13 protein-coding genes are annotated in these 18,451 nt (G+C 57.6%); 5 read left to right on the forward strand and 8 right to left on the reverse strand.

Features of this window, described 5'->3' with window-relative positions; genetic code table 11:
• Positions 1-13: 13 nt before the first annotated feature.
• Positions 14-1,189, reverse strand: a complete 1,176-nt coding sequence (locus MCG44_RS01735; protein WP_240286476.1) for a cation diffusion facilitator family transporter — start codon at positions 1,187-1,189, stop codon at positions 14-16.
• Between the two features lie 459 nt (positions 1,190-1,648).
• Positions 1,649-2,563: a prephenate dehydrogenase gene (locus tag MCG44_RS01740; protein WP_240286478.1), complete on the reverse strand. Its 915-nt coding sequence runs from the start codon at positions 2,561-2,563 to the stop codon at positions 1,649-1,651.
• A 512-nt stretch (positions 2,564-3,075) separates the two neighbouring features.
• Between MCG44_RS01740 and MCG44_RS01745 the strand changes: the two genes are divergently transcribed.
• On the forward strand, positions 3,076-3,738 hold the full coding sequence (locus tag MCG44_RS01745) for a hypothetical protein (RefSeq protein WP_240286480.1): 663 nt from the start codon (positions 3,076-3,078) through the stop codon (positions 3,736-3,738).
• Here MCG44_RS01745 and MCG44_RS01750 read toward each other — a convergent pair whose 3' ends face one another.
• From MCG44_RS01750 to MCG44_RS01770, 5 genes are all read right to left on the reverse strand, one after another.
• Entirely contained in the window at positions 3,739-7,119 is a 3,381-nt protein-coding gene (locus tag MCG44_RS01750) for an S-layer homology domain-containing protein (protein ID WP_240286482.1), read from the reverse strand.
• 74 nt (positions 7,120-7,193) lie between these two features.
• The gene (locus MCG44_RS01755; RefSeq protein ID WP_240286483.1) at positions 7,194-7,382 is read right to left on the reverse strand and encodes a hypothetical protein; all 189 of its coding nucleotides are present in this window, start codon (positions 7,380-7,382) and stop codon (positions 7,194-7,196) included.
• Between the two features lie 13 nt (positions 7,383-7,395).
• Positions 7,396-8,391, reverse strand: a complete 996-nt coding sequence (locus MCG44_RS01760) for a helix-turn-helix transcriptional regulator (protein WP_186852886.1) — start codon at positions 8,389-8,391, stop codon at positions 7,396-7,398.
• 59 nt (positions 8,392-8,450) lie between these two features.
• Positions 8,451-8,783, reverse strand: coding sequence for an arsenate reductase family protein (locus MCG44_RS01765; protein WP_240286485.1), 333 nt, complete (start codon positions 8,781-8,783; stop codon positions 8,451-8,453).
• Positions 8,780-8,998: a DUF1653 domain-containing protein gene (locus MCG44_RS01770; protein WP_240286487.1), complete on the reverse strand. Its 219-nt coding sequence runs from the start codon at positions 8,996-8,998 to the stop codon at positions 8,780-8,782. Before MCG44_RS01770 ends, MCG44_RS01765 begins: the two co-directional genes overlap by 4 nt.
• Before the next feature lie 128 nt (positions 8,999-9,126).
• On the opposite strand from MCG44_RS01770, the gene MCG44_RS01775 reads away from it, so the two are divergent.
• The 4 genes from MCG44_RS01775 (at position 9,127) to MCG44_RS01790 (ending at position 17,905) form a co-directional block, all read left to right on the forward strand.
• Positions 9,127-11,487: a sugar phosphate nucleotidyltransferase gene (locus MCG44_RS01775; RefSeq protein WP_240286489.1), complete on the forward strand. Its 2,361-nt coding sequence runs from the start codon at positions 9,127-9,129 to the stop codon at positions 11,485-11,487.
• A gap of 340 nt (positions 11,488-11,827) precedes the next feature.
• Entirely contained in the window at positions 11,828-13,486 is a 1,659-nt protein-coding gene (locus tag MCG44_RS01780) for a ribonuclease J (RefSeq protein WP_186852889.1), read from the forward strand.
• 187 nt (positions 13,487-13,673) lie between these two features.
• On the forward strand, positions 13,674-14,384 hold the full coding sequence (locus MCG44_RS01785; protein WP_186852890.1) for a type II toxin-antitoxin system PemK/MazF family toxin: 711 nt from the start codon (positions 13,674-13,676) through the stop codon (positions 14,382-14,384).
• Between the two features lie 548 nt (positions 14,385-14,932).
• Positions 14,933-17,905, forward strand: a complete 2,973-nt coding sequence (locus tag MCG44_RS01790) for an S-layer homology domain-containing protein (RefSeq protein ID WP_240286490.1) — start codon at positions 14,933-14,935, stop codon at positions 17,903-17,905.
• 78 nt (positions 17,906-17,983) lie between these two features.
• Here MCG44_RS01790 and MCG44_RS01795 read toward each other — a convergent pair whose 3' ends face one another.
• Complete coding sequence (locus MCG44_RS01795) at positions 17,984-18,415, reverse strand: hypothetical protein (protein ID WP_240286492.1); 432 nt, start codon at positions 18,413-18,415, stop codon at positions 17,984-17,986.
• Between the last annotated feature and the right edge of the window lie 36 nt (positions 18,416-18,451).

Genomic DNA, 18,451 nt, shown 5'->3' on the forward strand with positions numbered 1-18,451 from the left:
TCCCACATTTCCCCTACCCCTGGTCACCGGAGGCCACATAGGAGTGGTCCACCTGGATGACGGGGAAGTAATGGCCGGACAGCCCCTTAATTCCCTCGGTGAGCTGTTCCCGCACCTGGGTATCCTTCAGCCGGAACCCATATGGCACCATGACGTCAAAAATTAGGTTAGTGTGAATTGGGCCAGGGGTAATGCGGAAATCATGGATGGTGAGCACGGGGTCGATCTTCCGGGCGATGGCGGCCACCTGCTCTCGAAGGGCGGAGGTGCTGTCGTCACACACTACCGGGTCCATATGGATGGAGGTGTCAATGTGGTGCTTCTCCTTCAGTTCCCGCTCGATATGGTCGATAATGTCATGGAGCTCCAAAAAATCTCCGTCCGCTGGGACCTCGGCGTGGAAGGACATCATGGCTCGACCGGGGCCATAATCGTGGTAGACCAGGTCGTGGATGCCCAGAATGTGGTCGTGGCCCAGCACGATGCGGTCGATGTCCGCGGCGAGCTCCGGGTCCATGGGCCGCCCCAGCAAAGGGTCCAGGGTGTCCCTGGCGGCCTCCCACCCTGTCTTGAGAATAAAGGCGGCCACCAGCAGGCCGGCCAATCCGTCCACCTGAAGCCCCCAAAAATAATCGGCAAGGGTGGAGAGAAGGACTACGCCGGTGGACAGGCAGTCGGACAGGGAGTCTGCGGCGGTGGCCTCCATGGCGGCGGAGTCAATGGCCCGGCCCAGGCCGCGGTTGAACCAGTACATCCAAAATTTCACCAGGATGGCCGCCGCTAGAATGACCAGAGCCACTGGCGAAAATTGAGTTTCAGACTGGCCGAACAGGGACTCCAGGGCAGACCGGCCCACCTCCACCCCCATGAGCAGAATAGCCATCGCCACGATCAGTCCGGCAATATATTCCACGCGCCCGTGGCCGAAGGGGTGGTCCTCGTCCGCCTCCTGGCCAGCGAGCCGAAAGCCGATGAGGGTGACCACCGAGGTCGCGGCGTCAGATAAGTTATTTACCGCGTCAGCCACCATGGCCACAGAGGAGGTGAGCGTGCCGGCGATCACCTTACCCAGAAACAGCAGCACATTGAGAAAGATGCCTGCGGCGCCGGAGATGGTGCCGCAGCGAAGCCTGGTGGCAGGAGCCTGGGGCGCGCCGCCCCCCAGACAGGCACGGATCAAAAAGTTCATAGCTGACAGATGCCTCCCGAACCGGCCAAGGATGACCGGATTGATCTGTATCATTTTATTATCCCACGGCAACTGGCCTCCGTCAAGAAAAAGGCGGGGCCGGGCAGGTAAATTTTTCCGGCCGCTTAGAAGGCCGGAGAGAAGTATTTACAAACTGTTCATACCAGGGTCATTGTTTTGCCTTAATTCTATTCTATGATAAAACCGTTCCAAGGGAACAAAATGCATCTTCCATTTCTCCCTCTCCTTTACAACACACAGATGGAGACCTCCGGCATGCCGGAGGTCTTCGTCGTTTATAGGACTGACAGTGTTTACAAAAAATTCATGGGGAGGACATAGTATTGCCTTAATTCTATTTTATGATAAATCCGTACTCAAGATATCTTCCTTTTTCTCCTCCCTTTTACAACACACAGACAAAGGCCCCTGACCTTCCTGGTCAGGGGCCTTTGTCGTTCAGGATTCCGATGTCGTGGCCCCATCTCTGGAACCCTCCCAGCGGTCCCGGCCCACAGCGCCGCTGCTGGCCTCCATCCGGTTCATTTTCCGCTTCCGTGCGGAGGAGCGGGCCAGCTTCTCGCTCAACCCCTCCAGGTCCCCGGACTGGATAGCCTGACGGTACTGTCGGATGTTCTCCTCCAACTGCTCCAGGGCCCGGCCCAAGGCCTCAGCGTTCATGGAGAAGAGCTGGGTCCACAGGGGCACATCCAGAGCGGCCACCCGGGTGCAGCCCCGGAAAGAGTCCCCCTCAAAGCCCTGATAGTCGAATAGGCTAGGGTCGTCGCACACGGAAACGGCGATAACGTGCATCATCTGGCTGGTGTAGGCGATGATGGCGTCGTGCCGCTCCGCCGTGGTCTGGACCACATCCGCGCAGCCGATGTACCGAGCCAGCCGCTCCATAAGAGCCAGATGCTCCGGGCTGGATTGGTTATTCGGGGTTAGGATATAGTGGGCCCCGTGGAACATATTGGCCAGGGCGTGCTGAATGCCGGAGAACTCCGTACCCGCCATGGGATGCCCTCCCACAAAGGAAACAGTGTCAGGCAGTACCCCGGCCCCCTTCAAAATGGCCCCCTTTACCCCGCACACATCGGTCACCATGGAGCCAGGCCTGAAATGGTCCCGGTGCTCGGTCATAAATTCTACGATGCCCTGGGGATGGAGGCATAAAAATACCAGGTCGCCCTCCGCCAGCACCCGGACTGGGTCCGCCTCGGCCCGGTCCACGATATCCTGTTCCATGGCGTAGCGAAGGGTGGGCTGGCTCACGTCCACGCCGATGATCTCATAGTCCTCAAAGCCCCGGAGGGCCTTGGCAAGGGAACCGCCGATCAGGCCCAGCCCCACAATGACCAGACGCTTTTTCATGATATAACCTCGTTTCTACACCGTGTCCGGCGAATAACGGAACTGTATCACATTTGCCCGCCGAAATCAAGATGGTATCCAAGGCAGAAGGGCACTGTAATTTCCAAAAAATTTAGGAAACCGTCCCATTTCAGGGCGGTTTTTTGTGTTGGATAGAGAGGGCTTGGGCGGCAACCCGGCGCGCCGTCTAAGCCTCCCCCTGTGGAGGGAGGTGCGAGGTGGAAGGAGCTTCCGCCACCACCGGGGGACGCACTACCGAGGGCCTTTGGGGAAAATCTGGTGCCCGAAATCAGGCAGGCCGCTGGGCCCTGGCCGTCCAAAATTTATGGCCCCTCCTTCGTTCCAACCGTGCCTGGCCATCCGAATACCGACAGCCGCCGGATGACGGGCGGGACATGGGAAAGGGGCGTTGTGCATCCCTGCACTGCTCTCCCGGCCCTGTCGTAAGGGCAGCTTTTCCCAGTGGTGCGCCGCCCAAACTCTTAGAATAATAATTAAAGGAGGAAGCTATCATGTCGACCAACAAAACCACCAATTACCAGATCAACCAATGGGAAACGGAGGACAGGGTGCTCCGGGGCAAGGCGGACACAGCCACGACGGATTCGCTGGCGGCCCGCCTGACCGATGTAGAGGGGAAACTTTTTTACACAAAATTGTTGGATTATATCTCTAGCAAGTCAGGCAGCCAAATCGATCTGGATGTCAGTGATCTTGACCTGACGAAGTATGACAGCTTGGAGATCCGGCTGGACCCGGTCCTCGGGGCCAGTTATACCATTGGATTTTACCTCCGGCTATTGGTATGGCCAAAACGAGGCGGGACGGCTGGTGTCCATCACACTGAGCGATGCCCCCCAAGAGCTGATCGAGTCCTGCTTTTATATCCATTTGAGACAGTGCCTGTGCGGCTCATTGGACTATACTTATGTCCGGCCACCAAGGCTACCCCACCCCCCAGTTCAGCCGACAGCACCGAAACATATATGTCAGGCTGGAACTCTCCGCCGCCCAAGTCACCTCCCAAACATTGTGGGGCAAGGAAATATCACCACCATCCCCTCCGGCACCAGAGTGCGGGTCTACAGGTGGAAAAAATGAGAAGCAAGGCCCCGCTCCTAAAGGAGCGGGGCCTTTTTTTGGATCATGCTAAAACAGTTGCCGGCGTAAGATGATCACACTTGGTCAGTGACCGTTACAGTCACGTCACCAGTGATATCACTGATCTCATAAGTTCCGTCGCCGTTATCCCAAATGTTGGCGCCGCTAGCGGCAACAGTCTTAGTGGCGTTACCGGAAACCTTCAAAGTCAGGACATAGCTGTTGCCGGACACGGCATTGTCGATCACGTCTTCTTGTCCGCTGCTCTTGGCGACCGTCTTGCTGACATCGTCAATTGTGACACGGACATCGGCACTAGAGTTGTTATCAACGGTAATCTTGTAGAGGTTCTCGGCCTTGATCGCAACAAACACGGACTTCTCTGTGCCATCTGTCGCTTTGGCAGTGATCTTCACTACGTCATACTTGCCAGCGGTTGCAGTGACCGTGAAGGTAGCATTGGTATTATCTTCAGTCTCAGCAGCCTCATAATCCTGCATCACGGAGTAGGCAGCAACGTCATCAGCGTCGTCAACAGTGGCGGAGAAGGTGACAGAGTCACCAGCCTTCTTTACGACGGCGTTCTCCATGGCCTCTGCGGCTGTCGCATAGGTCTGAACAGACACACCATTCAGCTTCACATTGGTGATTTCAGCGGTATCGTCAGGAGTGGTGTTGGTCATGCTGGTAACATAGACCATGATGACCTCCTCGTTGTCCACATAGACCACGCCGTAAACATCGCTGTTATCCTTGTCGATGGCGGTCTTCAACTGGGAGACCGTGGTGATCTCGGAGCTGTAAGCGCTGGCATCGCGGGCGGACTTGCTACGGTCATCGGCAATGATGACGTTCTCAGCGAAGTTGACATCGTTCAGGGTAACCGTATCAGTATAGGTGCCGTCGTTGGCGTCGCCGCTGGCGCTGAGGGCGTTGTTGAAGATGCCTTTCAGCAGGGCGCCGGTGCCGAAGGAGTCGCCGCTGAAGGAATCACCGCCGACCCAGCCGGTCTCATCGTCATAGGTCCAGGAATCGCTGGAGGAGTTCCCGTTGCTCAGAGCGGTATCGTTGTTGGCCGCGGTCAGCTCGTACACACCGTCGTCATTGATCTCCCAGGTGTAGAAGCCAACGGCCTTGGCGGAACCCTTCACCATGACAGTCTCCACATTGCCGGAGCCATCCATGAAGTACAGCTCGGTCATGTAGGCGGTCTGGTTCTTGTCGTCGCCGTCGGTATAGGAGGTGCGGTTGCTGGAGCGCTCGTGGACAAAGACCACGTCGTCGCTGCTGGCGTTGGCAAAATCAGCGGTGTTGACCAGGACCACATAGGAGGCAACATAGTTGTTGCTGGACTTGGTGGCCACGGCCAGGGCCTTCAGAGTGCCGGCAGCTCGGTCCACGGAAGTGCCGCCGGTGATGAAGTCCACGTCGATCTCACTGCCGGGCTTCTCAATCTTCAGGTAGTTGGTGTTGTCGTTCAGATAGACCTTATCGGAGCCAATGGTCATGTTGCCATCGTCCCGGGCTAGGTCGTCACCCAGGACACCAGCGGCCTTGGCGATATTGGAGCCGGTCACTCTGCCGGAGCCGTCAAACACATAGTAGGTGCTGTCGTTGGAGGTGTTGTAGATTTCAGCGTTGTAACCGTTGCCGTCCTTCTCGAAGGTGTACAGGCCGGCATACTTTGTGTTCAGCACAGAGTTGCCGCCAGAGACATATCCAGAGTCGGTGGTCCAGCTACTGTCGTTGAAGGCAGTTTCATTCTCGGTAGAATCGTTCAGCTTGAACTCAGTGATGGTGCCGTCATACAGGGAGACGGCCTGGGCATAGAAGTCAGTGTACCGGCTGGTGTCCTTTGCAATACCGGTGACGTAGTACACGTCCTCGATCTTGGCGGCGCCGCTCTCGTCCACGCCGACTACATAGCCGTTCTTGTCCAGGTAGACGGTGTACTCGCTGTCATTCAGATCCAGGGTCAGGGAGCCCATGGCCACATTGGTGCTGTTGCTGGTATCCACCAGGGCGTGCAGGGGGTAGTCAGCGCCGTCGATGGTGACCTTGGCCTTGGAGCCGCTGTTGTAGTTGGAGATGGTGCCAGAGACGCTCTCCGCCACGGCGGAGTCCAGAATGGTCTCAGCATCGTTCACGGCCACGGCCAGAACAGTGCCCTCGGTGTAGGTGTCGGCGTTGAAGCCGGTCAGCTCCTTGGTGGAGTCGCCGTCATACACGTCATAGTAGGTGCCGCCGATGCCAGACTCGCTCAGGGTCTCCAGAGTGATGGCATAAGTAGCGCCCTTGTTGGTGTAGGTGCTGGACAGGCTGTCCTCGACCTCCTTGATGGAAGCTAGGGAGTAGCGGATGATGGCGATGGTCTCAACCTTCTTGTCATCATTCTCGAACAGCTCCACCTGGTCGCCAGCCTTCAGGGTCACACTGGACAGATCAGCGTAGTCGCCATTCTCAAACTCCGCGTCGCCGTTGATGTACAGATTCAGATCGCCGTCGTCGGCCAGATCCTTGCGGTTATAATCAAAATAGTCGCTGTCGGTGACCAGAATCGCCTGGGCGCTCAGGGTCTTGTTGATGACCATGGAGTCGTCAGCGTTGTCGGCATAAGTGCCGATCTCATCGCCCTCATAGCTCCAGGTGGTGCCGGGACGGCCGAAATCGTCTGCGTCGGCATCCTTCTCCAGGTCGCCGTCATACAGGTCCTCGCCTAACTGGATGACATACTTGCCATCGTTGCGGTCGCGGCTCTCGTTGTCGATCTTGCCGTACTTGTTGTTGGTGCTGGTACGGTCCTCATAGGTGGCCTTTCCGGTGGTGATCTCATAGCCGTCGCCCTTGATGGTGGTGCCGCCGTTGCCGGTGTATTGCACCATATTGGCCTCGAGGGCGTTCAGGACCATCTGAGCCACATCGTTGCGGGTCAGAGCCTGGGTGGCGCCGGTGTCCACGTCGTCAAACAGGCCGATCTGGCTGCCCTGACGGGTGGTCTCCACCAGCCAGTCGTCGCCAAAGTCGGACTGATACTGGAAGTAGCCCAGGGCCTTCATCAGCATCAGAGCGGCCTGGCCGGTAGTGACGGAGTCGTTGCCGCCGAAGGTCTTGGCGTCGTAGCCGGCGATGATGCCGTTGGTGTAACAGGCGGCCACATAGGGCTCGGCCCAGGAGGGCACGTCGCTGAAGGGCGCAGTGCCCTTGTAGCTGGACACGGTGTAGTCCAGCAGGTTGGACATGACCACGGCCATCTCATTACGGGTGACGTTGGCGTCGGGGTTGAAGTTGCCGTTCTCGTCGCCGGTCATAACACCAACGGCCTGGAGAACTTCGATGGCTTCCTGATTCTGCTCGGAAGACACATCGACGTAGCTCGCGCCGGTGCCGACTACCATCAGGCCCATGACCATGACGGAAGCCAGAGCCAGGCTAAGAGCCCGTTTCAGGTTTCTCATTCGGGATTCCTCCTTAAATTTTTTCGGGGACTTTTCTGACAAAATCCCCATTTTTTCGAGGCTTTGAGGACTTTTTATGGCATCAGCCCTGTATAACGCCCCTTGCACAGCAAAAAAGGTGAGGAAAACCCGCTAAGAGCAAATAAAAAAGGGCGCTTTTCCAAAGAAAAAGTGCCCTTGGTAGACATCTGGTAGACACCCAGAAAATGGAAAAGCGGGAAAGCCCTGTTTCCCAGCGCTTTCCCGCTTTTTTTGGTAGACATTTGGTAGACAAGATTACAAACTTACATCTTGATATGCCGCTTGAATAGAGACGAGCCGCTGGCGGTATAAATCCACAGCCTCCTGCGGGGCCACCAGCTCGATACCGTCTAAGGCAAAAAGCCAGCCTAAAAACTGGGGGCTCATGACTAGAGAGAGGGTGACCCGAAAGTGGGACTCCCCGTCAGGGACCAGAATGATGTCCTGGCCGAAGCGATCCCAGACCACACCGGCCATAGATTGGCGGCCCCGAAGGGTAACTGTCATCTCTTTGCCGGAATACATGGCAAAGTGCTTCTGGCCGTAGGAGGCTACCTGAAAGTTGGGATACTGCTCCTGGCCGGAGCGAGGAAGATTGGTGACTACGATATCTGCCATCTTGTCCACCCGGTAGTGGCGCATTTCCTGATTGACATGATCAAAGGCTACCAGGTAGTAGTTCTCGTTGTCCCAGATCAGGCCATAAGGGGAGACAGTATACCGCTTGCCGTCCCGGCGAAAGACCTTCTGGCGAGAAATGTCGTAGTCGAAATATTTGAAGGTGATGGCCTTCTGCGCGGACAGCGCCCCATGGAGCCTGTCTACATTATAATAGATGCTCTCGTTCATCACCTTGATCCGCCCGCTGACATAGACCTGGCGTTGGAGCTGCCGGGCCTGGTGGATGCTAGCCAGCCCCTCTAGCTTGCGAATCAGGGCGTCGCTCTTTTTCTGGGTGATAAAACGGGAGGACTGTACTGCGTCCATGAGCAGCTTCAGCTCTGGCAGCTCAAACTCTCGGGAACCGATGAACCAGCCTGGTGAACGGCCCTTGCGGCTCTGAACATCCAGGCCGAACAAGGAGAGTGTCTCAAGGTCGTCATAGATACTCTTTCGCTCCGCTTTGATGTCCCGCTTGGCCAGCTCCTGAATCATCTCAGGAACGGTGATGGGGTGATCCTCGTCCGTCTGCTCCAGCAGGATCTTGGACAGATAGAGCAGCTTGGATTTTTGATTGGCGCTTTTTGCCACAGGGCATCTCTCCTTTCTCGACTCAAGGATAGCAGAGCCTATGTCCGATAAATAGGACTTTATTGCCAGTGGGCCCAGACGTCGGGACAGTAGCCCACGGTGGCCTGCCTGCCATTCCTGACGATTGGGGTGCGGAGCAAAGTCGGGTCCTGGTAGAGCTTCTCCAGTTTAGCTTGGTCGGAGGCCAGATAGGACAGCAGCGCCGCGTCCGGGTGTCCCGTGTCTACCATGACGGCTAGTCCCACGGCGTTTTTCACGCTGGTCAGCTCCCCCAGGCTCATGCCATACTTTTTTACGTCCACAGCCTGAAATTTGATGCGCCGTTCCTTAAACCAGCGCTCCGCCTTTTTGGTGTCGAAGCACTTGCTTTTTCCAAAAATCTGAATATTCATCCTATATCCTCCACAAAGACGAAACGAGGGCCGGAATATCCGTCCCGCGTTATCCACTCGCTCCACATAACGGCCGGCCGGACCCACAGTCCGCCCTCCCCGTATAAGGCCCGGTAGACCACCATGGCCTCCCCGGTCTCCGAGTGCGTGGCGGAACCGAGCACTTGGTATTCATTTCCTTTAAAATGGCGGTAGCGCCCCGGCTTGATGTCCATATCCAGTCCCTCCTGTTTTTCAAAGTATATCACATTCAATTGTGCTGGACAAGCGGCCGGCTGGCATGAAAGGCAACCGGCCGGACCATACTAACCGTTACTAACAAAGGAAAGGACGGTAGCGGTCCATGAAAGCAGTTATTATGGCCGGCGGGGAAGGCACCCGGTTGCGGCCCCTATCCCTTGGTGTCCCAAAGCCCATGACTCCCCTGTTCGGGCGGCCGGTAATGGAGCACATTATCACCCTGTTAAAGCGCCACCACATCACCGATATCTGTGTCACTCTGTGCTACAAACCCCAGTCAGTGATGGACTACTTTGGCAGTGGGGAACAGCTGGGCGTCCAGCTGACCTATTTTGTAGAGGAGGAGCCTCTGGGGACCGCCGGAAGTGTTAGAAACTGCCTGTCCCACCTGGGGCGGGAGGACTTCCTGGTCATCAGCGGGGACTGTGTCTGCGACCTGGACCTGACTGAAGCCATCCAGGCGCATCAGGAGCGGGAGAGTTGCGCTACTCTGGTGCTCTACGCCCACCCCAAGCCTCTGGAGTACGGTCTGGTCCTCACCGACGAGCAGGGGCGTGTACAGCGGTTTGTGGAAAAACCCTCCTGGGGCCAGGTGGTCACTAACATGGTAAATACGGGCATCTATATCCTATCCCCACGGGCTATGGAGCTGGTGCCCCAGCAGGGCCCCTTTGACTTTGGCAAGGACCTGTTCCCTACCCTGCTGGAACAGAGGATGCCTCTGTACGGCTGTCCCCTGGAGGGCTACTGGTGCGATATGGGGGACTGCGGAGCCTACCTTAAGTGTGTTCAGGACACCCTGGATGGACGGGTAACAATGGACCTGAATATTCCCCAGCGGAGCGACGGGATCTGGTCCGCCCAATCTCTTCCCCAAGGGATCACGCTGACGCCTCCCTGCTGGATCGACCGGGATGTGGAACTGGAACCAGGCGCCATTGTAGGCCCCTATGCGGTAATCAGCAGAGAGTGCCGGGTGGGAGAACGGGCGGTGGTCCAGCGGTCCGTCCTGCTGGAAGGAACCGCCGTAGACTCTAGGGCCTCACTGGACGGCGCCATTTTATGCCCCGGCTCTGCCGCTCAGAAGAAGTCTATTTTGAAGGATGGAGCTGTGCTGGGGGACAACGCCCTGGCGGAGGAGGGGGCCATCCTGTTGGAGCGGGTGCGTCTGTGGCCTGGGCAGACAGCCCCCGCTGGCTGTCGGCTGGCCCGATCTATCACCAGCGGCAGCCAGAAGGGAGTGCACCGCTTCGGGGATGGCGGGGTGATCCGGGGCGTGCTGGGCGAGGATCTGGGGCCAGACGCCCTGCTGGGGATCGGCAGCGTCCTGGGTGTGGAGGGCCAGGTTGGACTAGGATGTTCCAATACTCCCGGAGCCAGAATGCTGGCCCGGGCGGCCGCGGCGGGAGCCGCGGCCGCAGGTGGTCAGGTGCTGACCTATGGCCTGGACAGCCCCGTCCAGGGAGCCTGGGTGTCCGCCAGCCGTATGCTGCCCATCTCCCTCTTTATAGAGGAAGGGGAGGAGCGCGTCTTTCTCCATTTCTTTGACTGCCAGGGCCTGCCTCTGGAGCGGGCCAGGGAGCGGAAGCTGGAGCACGCCCTTCTCCAGGGGGAGTTCCGGCGGGTCCGAGCCCGGCAGGTGGGGCAGATGGAGCGTCTGGAACTGACGCGGAGGCAGTGGGCCGACCAAGTGGCTGCCGCCGCCTCACTGGGTCACCCCGCCCTCCGCCGGGTGACGGTGGCGGTGGAGGGAAATGGTCCGGATGACCGGGCCATACGGGCGGTCCTCCTGTCCCTGGGCTGCCAGGTGGAGGACCGCTGGCGGCCGGGCATCCCGGCCTTCCGGGCCAGCCACGGCGGCTTCTGTCTTACCGCCCAGGATGAGCGGGGCGCCATCCTGGATTCCAGCCAGCTGCTGGCCCTGGTGGCCCTCATCGAGATGGAGAACGGTTCTGGCAGACTGGCCGTCCCCTCCGGGGCCAGCGCCGCGGTGGACTTGGTAGCCGCCGGTTATGACGGGACCGTCCTGCGGCTGGACCGGGACGGAAAGCCAGCCAGGGACCTGTATGCCGCTCAACCTTGGTTTTGGTCGGCGCCCAGCGCCGCAGCCCGGATCTGCGCTCGGATGGGCGTATCGGGCCAAAAGCTGGACGCGCTGATCTCCAAGACCCCCCGCTTCTCCTCCTGGCGGCGGGAGGTCCCCCTCTCCTCAGACCGGGGGCGGGTCATGGAGGCTATGGTTCGGGAGCAGGGCCGGACCTGCGGGGGCGAGGGCCTACGTGTCCACACCGGGGGTGGCTGGGTCTATCTGGTCCCCCTGGCCCGCCGGTCCGCCCTTCGAGTGGTGGGCGAGGGCCCCGACCTGGAGATCGCCGCCGAGCTGTGCGATTTCTACGCCGGGCGGGCGGCCCAGCTGGACCGGGCCATTTCTGAACAATGTGCCCAAGAAAGGGATAAAAAGTAGTTCTTTTGTTCTCTTGAAAGCAATAGTATACTTTTAGGAAAAAGTGTGGTATACTATCTGTGCCAGTAATTGGCTTTGTTTTTGATTTATGCGCGTATGGGCCCCAGGCCCGCGCGTTTAAATATATCCTGTGCGCCCAAACCGTGAGTAACAGGCGGGGCCGGCCCACAGGGGACCAAGGCGAGATCCACTAGACAGGCGAAGGGACCATTTTCCCCTCCGGCGAGGCAGGGCCGGAGGGGGCAGTCCTTCCGTCCAGTAGCTGTGCCGTGGGGCACGGCTGGTTTTTGTGGGTCCTTTCGCCGCTACATCCAAATTAAAACGACGATAAGGAGTATTTATGGCTGAAAAATTGAAAATCATTCCTCTTGGCGGCCTCAACGAGATCGGCAAGAACCTCACGGTTTACGAGTACGGCGGCGACATCGTGGTGGTGGACTGCGGCATGGGCTTTCCCGACGACGATATGTACGGCATCGACGTAGTCATCCCCGATGTCAGCTATCTCATTAAGAACCAGCAGAAGATTCGGGGCATCTTTATCACCCACGGACATGAGGACCACATTGGCGCCCTGCCCTATGTCCTCCGCTCCATCAACGCCCCTATCTACGCCACCCGGATGTCCGCGGGCCTCATTAAGCTGAAGCTGGAGGAGCACCGTCTGCTGGATAAGACCAAGCTCATCACCTGCGAGGCGGGGGATGTGGTCAAGGCGGGGAAATTCAGCGTGGAATTTATCCACGTCAACCACTCTATTGCCGACGCGGTGGCCTTTGCCATCAAGTGCCCTGTGGGAACCTGTGTCCACACCGGCGACTTTAAGATCGACACCACCCCCATCCAGGGGGGGATGATGGACCTGGCCCGCCTGGGCGAGCTGGGCAAGGAGGGCGTGCTGGCCCTTCTGGCAGACTCCACCAATGTGGAGCGCCCCGGCTATACCCGCAGCGAGCGCAGCGTGGGCGCCTCCTTTGACGCCCTGTTCCGGGGGTGTGAGGAGCGCATCATCATCACCACCTTTGCCTCCAACGTGGACCGCATTCAGCAGATCATCGACGTGGCGGCCCGGTACGGCCGGAAGGTGGCGGTCACCGGCCGGTCCATGGAGAACGTGATGAAGGTGTCCTCCGAGCTGGGCTATATGAACATCCCAGACGGAGTGCTCATGGACCTGAACCACATCAAGTCACTGCCCAAGGACCGGGTGTGCATCATCACCACCGGCAGCCAGGGCGAGACCATGTCCGCCCTCACCCGCATGGCCTTCAACACCCACCGCCAGGTGGACCTGCTCCCCGGAGACCGGGTCATTATCTCCGCCTCCGCCATTCCAGGCAACGAGAACGCCATCGGCAACGTGGTCAACGAGCTGTACCGCAAGGGCGTGGAGGTGATGAACGAGCGGGAGATGACCCTCCATGTATCCGGCCACGCCTGTCAGGAGGAGCTGAAAATTGTCCACGCCCTGGTCAAGCCCAGGTTTTTCATCCCCGTCCACGGGGAGCAGCGGATGCTCCAGATCCACGCCAAGCTGGCCCAGCAGATGGGCATGACCCCCAACCAGGTCATCATCGGCGACATCGGCCGGGTTATCGAGCTGACCCATTCCTCCGCCAAGCTGGCGGGTACCGTCACCGCCGGGCAGGTCTTTGTGGATGGCTACGGCGTGGGCGACGTGGGCAGCGTGGTCCTTCGGGACCGGCGGCACTTGGCCCAGGACGGCATGATCGTGGTGGTCCTGTCCATGTCCGGCGAGGACGGCGCTCTGGTGTCCGGCCCGGATATCATCACACGGGGCTTCGTCTATGTGAAGGAGTCCGAGGGGCTGATGGAGGAGCTGCGCCAGGTGGCCCTGGAGGCCATCCAGTCCGTGGACGGCCGCTATGCCACCGACTGGTCCGCCATCAAGGGGGCCATCAAGGGCGACCTGTCCAACTACCTCTATAAAAAGACCAAGCGGTCCCCCATGATCCTGCCTGTCATCATGGAGGTCTGACGGACCATATAAAAATGAACAGCGCCCCCTTCCACATAGAAGGGGGCGCTGTTCTACGTCATATAGCGTTGACTTTTGGGGAAAAGGATGGTACATTTGTGAAAATGAGAACATTTACGGGGTGTGCAGCATGAAAAAGGAATATTCCATACTAAAAAAAGAGGCACTGACAGCGCTTTCCTCTTATATGGATTCCTTAGGAGAAAACCAGGGGAGCAAGCTGGCCTACTGGATCTCCGATTATGTGCGTTTTCTGAAACGGGAACCCGGATTTGACCCCAAAAAATTAATCCGCTATAAGCGTGGCGCCATTGTAAAGGTCCATTTGGGGTACCGGGTAGGCAGTGAAGAGGGTGGACTGCACTATGCGGTGGTAATGGACGTGGACAACAAGCTGTCCAATCCGGTGGCTACCGTGATCCCCTTAACATCCATAAAGCCCGATACGGATCTGGATCATCTCCATTCCTCCAAAGTCTTTTTGGGTGACGAGATTTTTGTCAAGCTGCTGGAGGAGTTGAAAGAGTACCAAAAGCAGACACTCTGCCTCCAGGAGGATATCCTCACCCAGCAGAAGGCGCTGCTGGCCCAGAAGGTTGACCAAAAGGACGAAAATTATGAAATGCTGTCGGCCAAACGCCGGCTTCAGCTGGAGAGCATCAACATTCAGATAGAATCGATGAAGGAGCGAGCAGCGCGCTGCAAAAAAATGCTCCAGGAAGTGCAGAAGATGAAGCAGGGCAGCATCGCTCTTGTAGGGCAGATCACCACTGTCAGTAAGCTGCGAATCTACGATCCTCTTTATCCTTCTGATGTATTGAGCAACATCCGCCTCTCTTCCGATTCTCTGGAAAAGCTGGACACGAAACTCAAAGCATTATATACCTATCAGAAGTGACATACCAAATATGGTAAAGTGTACGCAACTGTGCATTTTCCTTGACTTTATACATATATTATGATAGGATGATGATGTCAACAGGGCCGTTTACCGGCACTGGAAAAGACATTGCCGCTTGCCGGCACTTGAAAAATCATCCGAAGGGGTCACTCACATCTGTGGGTGACCCCTTCACCTTTTTCCCTGGGTGTACGGTCCTGTGCCACACGCCGGGGGGCTGTTATTATAATGTAAGGGGACCGTGATCTCATGTCCTGGAGATGTGTGGTAGCACGGGGAACAGCAGCCCCAAGCAGCGGGTTCCCCGCCCCAGGCAGAGATCCCCTGAAAAGCCGCTGATTTCCTCTGCTGTAACAATCCGGACGCAATATTACGGTTCTGTTACACTTGTATCAAACCCGTTGACTTCAAATTTGACTTCTGCTAAGATAATCACGAGGCAAGGGGAGTTATACAGGGCTAATGCCCTAAAAAGTCCTCAAAGCCTCGAAAAAATGGGGATTTTGTCAGAAAAGTCCCCGAAAAAATTTAAGGAGGAATCCCGAATGAGAAACCTGAAACGGGCTCTTAGCCTGGCTCTGGCTTCCGTCATGGTCATGGGCCTGATGGTAGTCGGCACCGGCGCGAGCTACGCCGATGTGTCTTCCGAGCAGAATCAGGAAGCCATCGAAGTTCTCCAGGAAGTCGGCATCATGACCGGCGACGAGAACGGCAACTTCAACCCCAACGCTAAGGTCACCCGCAACGAGATGGCCGTGGTCATGTCCAACCTGCTGGACTACCGCGTAGCCAACTACAAGGGCACCAGCCCCTTCACTGATGTGCCCTCCTGGGCTGAACCCTATGTGGCCGCCTGCTACACCAACGGCATCATCGCCGGCTACGACGCCAAGACCTTCGGCGGCAGCGACTCCGTCACTACCTCCCAGGCCGCTCTGATGCTGATGAAGGCCCTGGGCTACTTCCAGTATCAGTCCGACTTCGAGGACGACTGGCAGTTCGCCACCATCAAGCAGGCTGGCAAGATCGAGCTGTTTGAAGATGTGGACTCCGGCGTTACCGAGGCCATGACCCGCAACGACCTGGCTCAACTGGTTCTGAACGCTCTGGAGTCCGGCATGGTCGAGGCTGACGACGACACCATCAAGGTCAACGCCGACGGTGTGATCGTAGAGGCCGGCAAGGTCACCTACAACTATGTCACCAGCGACAAGGCTTATGCCCGCGCCATCAGCGATCTGCAGCCCACCTCCTCCACCAGCTCTACTAAGGGCTCCATCGTGGAACTGGGCGAGAAGCTGTACAACGGCGACCTGAAAAAGGACGAGGGCAGCGACGATTTCAACCGTCCCGCCAACGTCTGGACCTATAAGTCCAGCGAGATCGGCAAGTATGCCGACTCCGCCGAGCAGACCTGGACTGTCAAGGTCACCGAGAAGGCTCTGTACCAGGCTGTCGGCTCCGCCGCTTTTGATAACTACGACTGGGCCATCTACCAGAACGGCGGCCTGGTTGCCGAGGACACCAACGCCGCCCCTCACGCTGCCCGCGACCTGGCTATCGCTCACAGCAAGACCAGCAGCGAGCGCGTGCTGACCGCTGACAAGGGCGTCCTGACTGAGGTCTTCGTGGACTCCGACAAGGAGACCGTCGTTCTGACCCTGATCGACACCGGCGTAGCCAAGGTCACCAAGGTCACCGGCGACGAGGGCGACTACGAGGTCACCGTGTCTTTTAAGACCAAGGTAAACAATGGCGCTGGTTCTGCTTACACCCCCGACAACAAGTTCACCACCGATCAGAAGTTTGAGAAGGACGACATCGTCATCTACACCGCTTCTGTTTCCTCCGGCGAGATCGAGTCCCTGGCTGTAGCCGAAACTGTAGCCGGCAAGGTCACTGCTGTGAAGAACGCCGACTACGCCACTCTGGACGGCACCAAGTACAGCTACAACTACGCTTACACCAAGGCTGTCGCCGCCAACGGTATCGGCACCGGCCTGTACAACCTGGAGGACAGCGTCGCCGACGCCAACCCCGTCATCGACAAGGAAGCCACCCTGTACCTGGATGCTTACGGCTACGCCGTAGCCTTCGAGGGTGATACCGCTACTGCCGAGGATTACCTGTTCGTGAAGGAAGTGGGCACTGTCTTCAACAGCGAGCCCTCTGCCAAGGTCGTCTTCTATGACGGCACCGAGGACACCATCACCGTGGACCAGATCATCGACGGCGGCAAGTCCTATGACGCCGTTAAGGATGGCGGCAACGATACTACCACCAAGACCGTTGCTGAGAAGACCATCTACAAGTTCACCAAGGGCTCCAGCAGCTATGACCTGGAGGTCGTCGCCGAGAAGGCCGGCACCAGCGCCACTGTGAAGAAGGATGTTCCCTCCATCTCCGCCACCGGCACTGCGAATGGGCAGGCTACCAACAACAATACCGTGTTCGTAGACGTGGAGAATAACAACTCCTGGGTCGGCTACAAGAACGTATCCAGCAAGACCGGCGCTGATGTAAAGCTGGTTCTGAACAGCGACAACGTGGCTGAGGTCGTCTTCATCTATGGTAACTTCACCAGCGATGCCGACGCCGAGGACTACATCATCCTAAAGGGCACCGGCTATCAGGCTGAGAAGGACAAGAACAACAAGACCGTCTATCGCTTCATCGACGCCTATGACGCCAACGGCGAGAAGGTCGAAGACCTCTATACCGCCAGCGAGACTCTGGCTAAGAATGCCAAGAAGGCTATGTACCTGATCGACAAGCGCGATGGCGATGACTATGTCCAGACCTGGACCGCCAAGTTCGATCTGAAGAGCAATGCCGGTAAGGCCGCTGCCAACTGGGCTACCGCCGCCAAGGACGGCGTGCTGACCCTGAACACTGGTATCACCTTCGGCGGCAACGCCAAAAAGACCTTTGCCTATGACGACAACACCGTCTTCGTGGTGGTGGAGCTGAAGGCCAATGGCGATGTGGACCTGCTGCGTACCGGCGATATCTCTGATATCGAGGCCGATACCACTCGCGCCGCTGACACCACCGGCGTGTATGTCATGACCGTGGACAACGAGTATGACCAGGCTCCTCTGGCCGAGACTGTCCTGGTTGTCGTGCCCGACGACAAGGGCATCACTGAGGGCGGCAAGGACCCCGTGGTGACCACCGATGGTTCTGTGACCGTCGGGCTGACGAACTCCGGCAGTCTGGCTATGACCATCACCGCTCCTACCATTGATGGCAAGGACATCTCTGGTTGGGAAGCCAAGAATGTCACTGTGAAGACCACTCTGACTGTTGACGGGAAAGACTTTACCAAGACTGTCAGCAGCGCTAAGGATGAGAAGGTTTCTCTTGGTACTACTCTGAGTTCCCTCGACGACAGCGCACTGCCCAATGTGGCTATCTCCGGCAGCCATACTTATCAGGCTACTGTCGTTGTCACCTTCCAGGGCATGGACAACAACACCTATACTCTGACCGGTTCCAGCGCCATGATCTTCTCCTAAGCTTTTATTGGTCAGCAATCTAAGACAACCATAACGTGTCGCCCCTGGGCCAGTTGGCCTGGGGGCGATTCTTTCATATCAGGCTAGTGCAAGGTAATGGTATACCGTCCCATTTCGGTTGGTGGCAATATTGGCAGCCTTGCTCTGGTCCGAGAAAATTTTGACGGCAAACCCGGTGTCCGTGATTTCCGCGCAAATGATGTTGCAGCGGTCATTTTTTAACCGCAGAGGGTATCCGTCTAAGATCAAGCCGCCCTGACAGGTAAAATAGTTTGGTGGACAGTAGTAAAAGCAGGTCGTTCCATCTTCTGGAAACAAAAGCACCGCCTTGGGACGAAACCCCAGCTGGATTGTCCGGTCTGCCGCCCCGTCGCCGGTATAGGTCCCGGTGACGATTCTTGGAATTACTTTGTCTAACTTTGCGTTGTCAGCATTGAAGTCCTCCCGGAGGACGGGGTCTTCCGCCGCCCATTGATTGAGCTGGAAATGTTCCGTGTAACTGCTTGCCATAGTCCATCGTCCTTTCTGTGTTTGAAATCTTTGATT

The sequence above is a fragment of the Lawsonibacter sp. OA9 genome, from assembly GCF_022440585.1.

What these genes read in the sequence shown, in the direction of transcription:
- MCG44_RS01765 (WP_240286485.1), bottom strand. Translation starts at nt 8,783, where the DNA reads ATGAATATTCAGATTTTTGGAAAAAGCAAGTGCTTCGACACCAAAAAG.
- MCG44_RS01775 (WP_240286489.1), top strand. Translation starts at nt 9,127, where the DNA reads ATGAAAGCAGTTATTATGGCCGGCGGGGAAGGCACCCGGTTGCGGCCC.
- MCG44_RS01745 (WP_240286480.1), top strand. Translation starts at nt 3,076, where the DNA reads ATGTCGACCAACAAAACCACCAATTACCAGATCAACCAATGGGAAACG.
- MCG44_RS01735 (WP_240286476.1), bottom strand. Translation starts at nt 1,189, where the DNA reads ATGAACTTTTTGATCCGTGCCTGTCTGGGGGGCGGCGCGCCCCAGGCT.
- MCG44_RS01740 (WP_240286478.1), bottom strand. Translation starts at nt 2,563, where the DNA reads ATGAAAAAGCGTCTGGTCATTGTGGGGCTGGGCCTGATCGGCGGTTCC.
- MCG44_RS01795 (WP_240286492.1), bottom strand. Translation starts at nt 18,415, where the DNA reads ATGGCAAGCAGTTACACGGAACATTTCCAGCTCAATCAATGGGCGGCG.
- MCG44_RS01755 (WP_240286483.1), bottom strand. Translation starts at nt 7,382, where the DNA reads ATGTCTACCAAAAAAAGCGGGAAAGCGCTGGGAAACAGGGCTTTCCCG.
- MCG44_RS01785 (WP_186852890.1), top strand. Translation starts at nt 13,674, where the DNA reads ATGGATTCCTTAGGAGAAAACCAGGGGAGCAAGCTGGCCTACTGGATC.
- MCG44_RS01790 (WP_240286490.1), top strand. Translation starts at nt 14,933, where the DNA reads ATGAGAAACCTGAAACGGGCTCTTAGCCTGGCTCTGGCTTCCGTCATG.
- MCG44_RS01750 (WP_240286482.1), bottom strand. Translation starts at nt 7,119, where the DNA reads ATGAGAAACCTGAAACGGGCTCTTAGCCTGGCTCTGGCTTCCGTCATG.
- MCG44_RS01770 (WP_240286487.1), bottom strand. Translation starts at nt 8,998, where the DNA reads ATGGACATCAAGCCGGGGCGCTACCGCCATTTTAAAGGAAATGAATAC.
- MCG44_RS01780 (WP_186852889.1), top strand. Translation starts at nt 11,828, where the DNA reads ATGGCTGAAAAATTGAAAATCATTCCTCTTGGCGGCCTCAACGAGATC.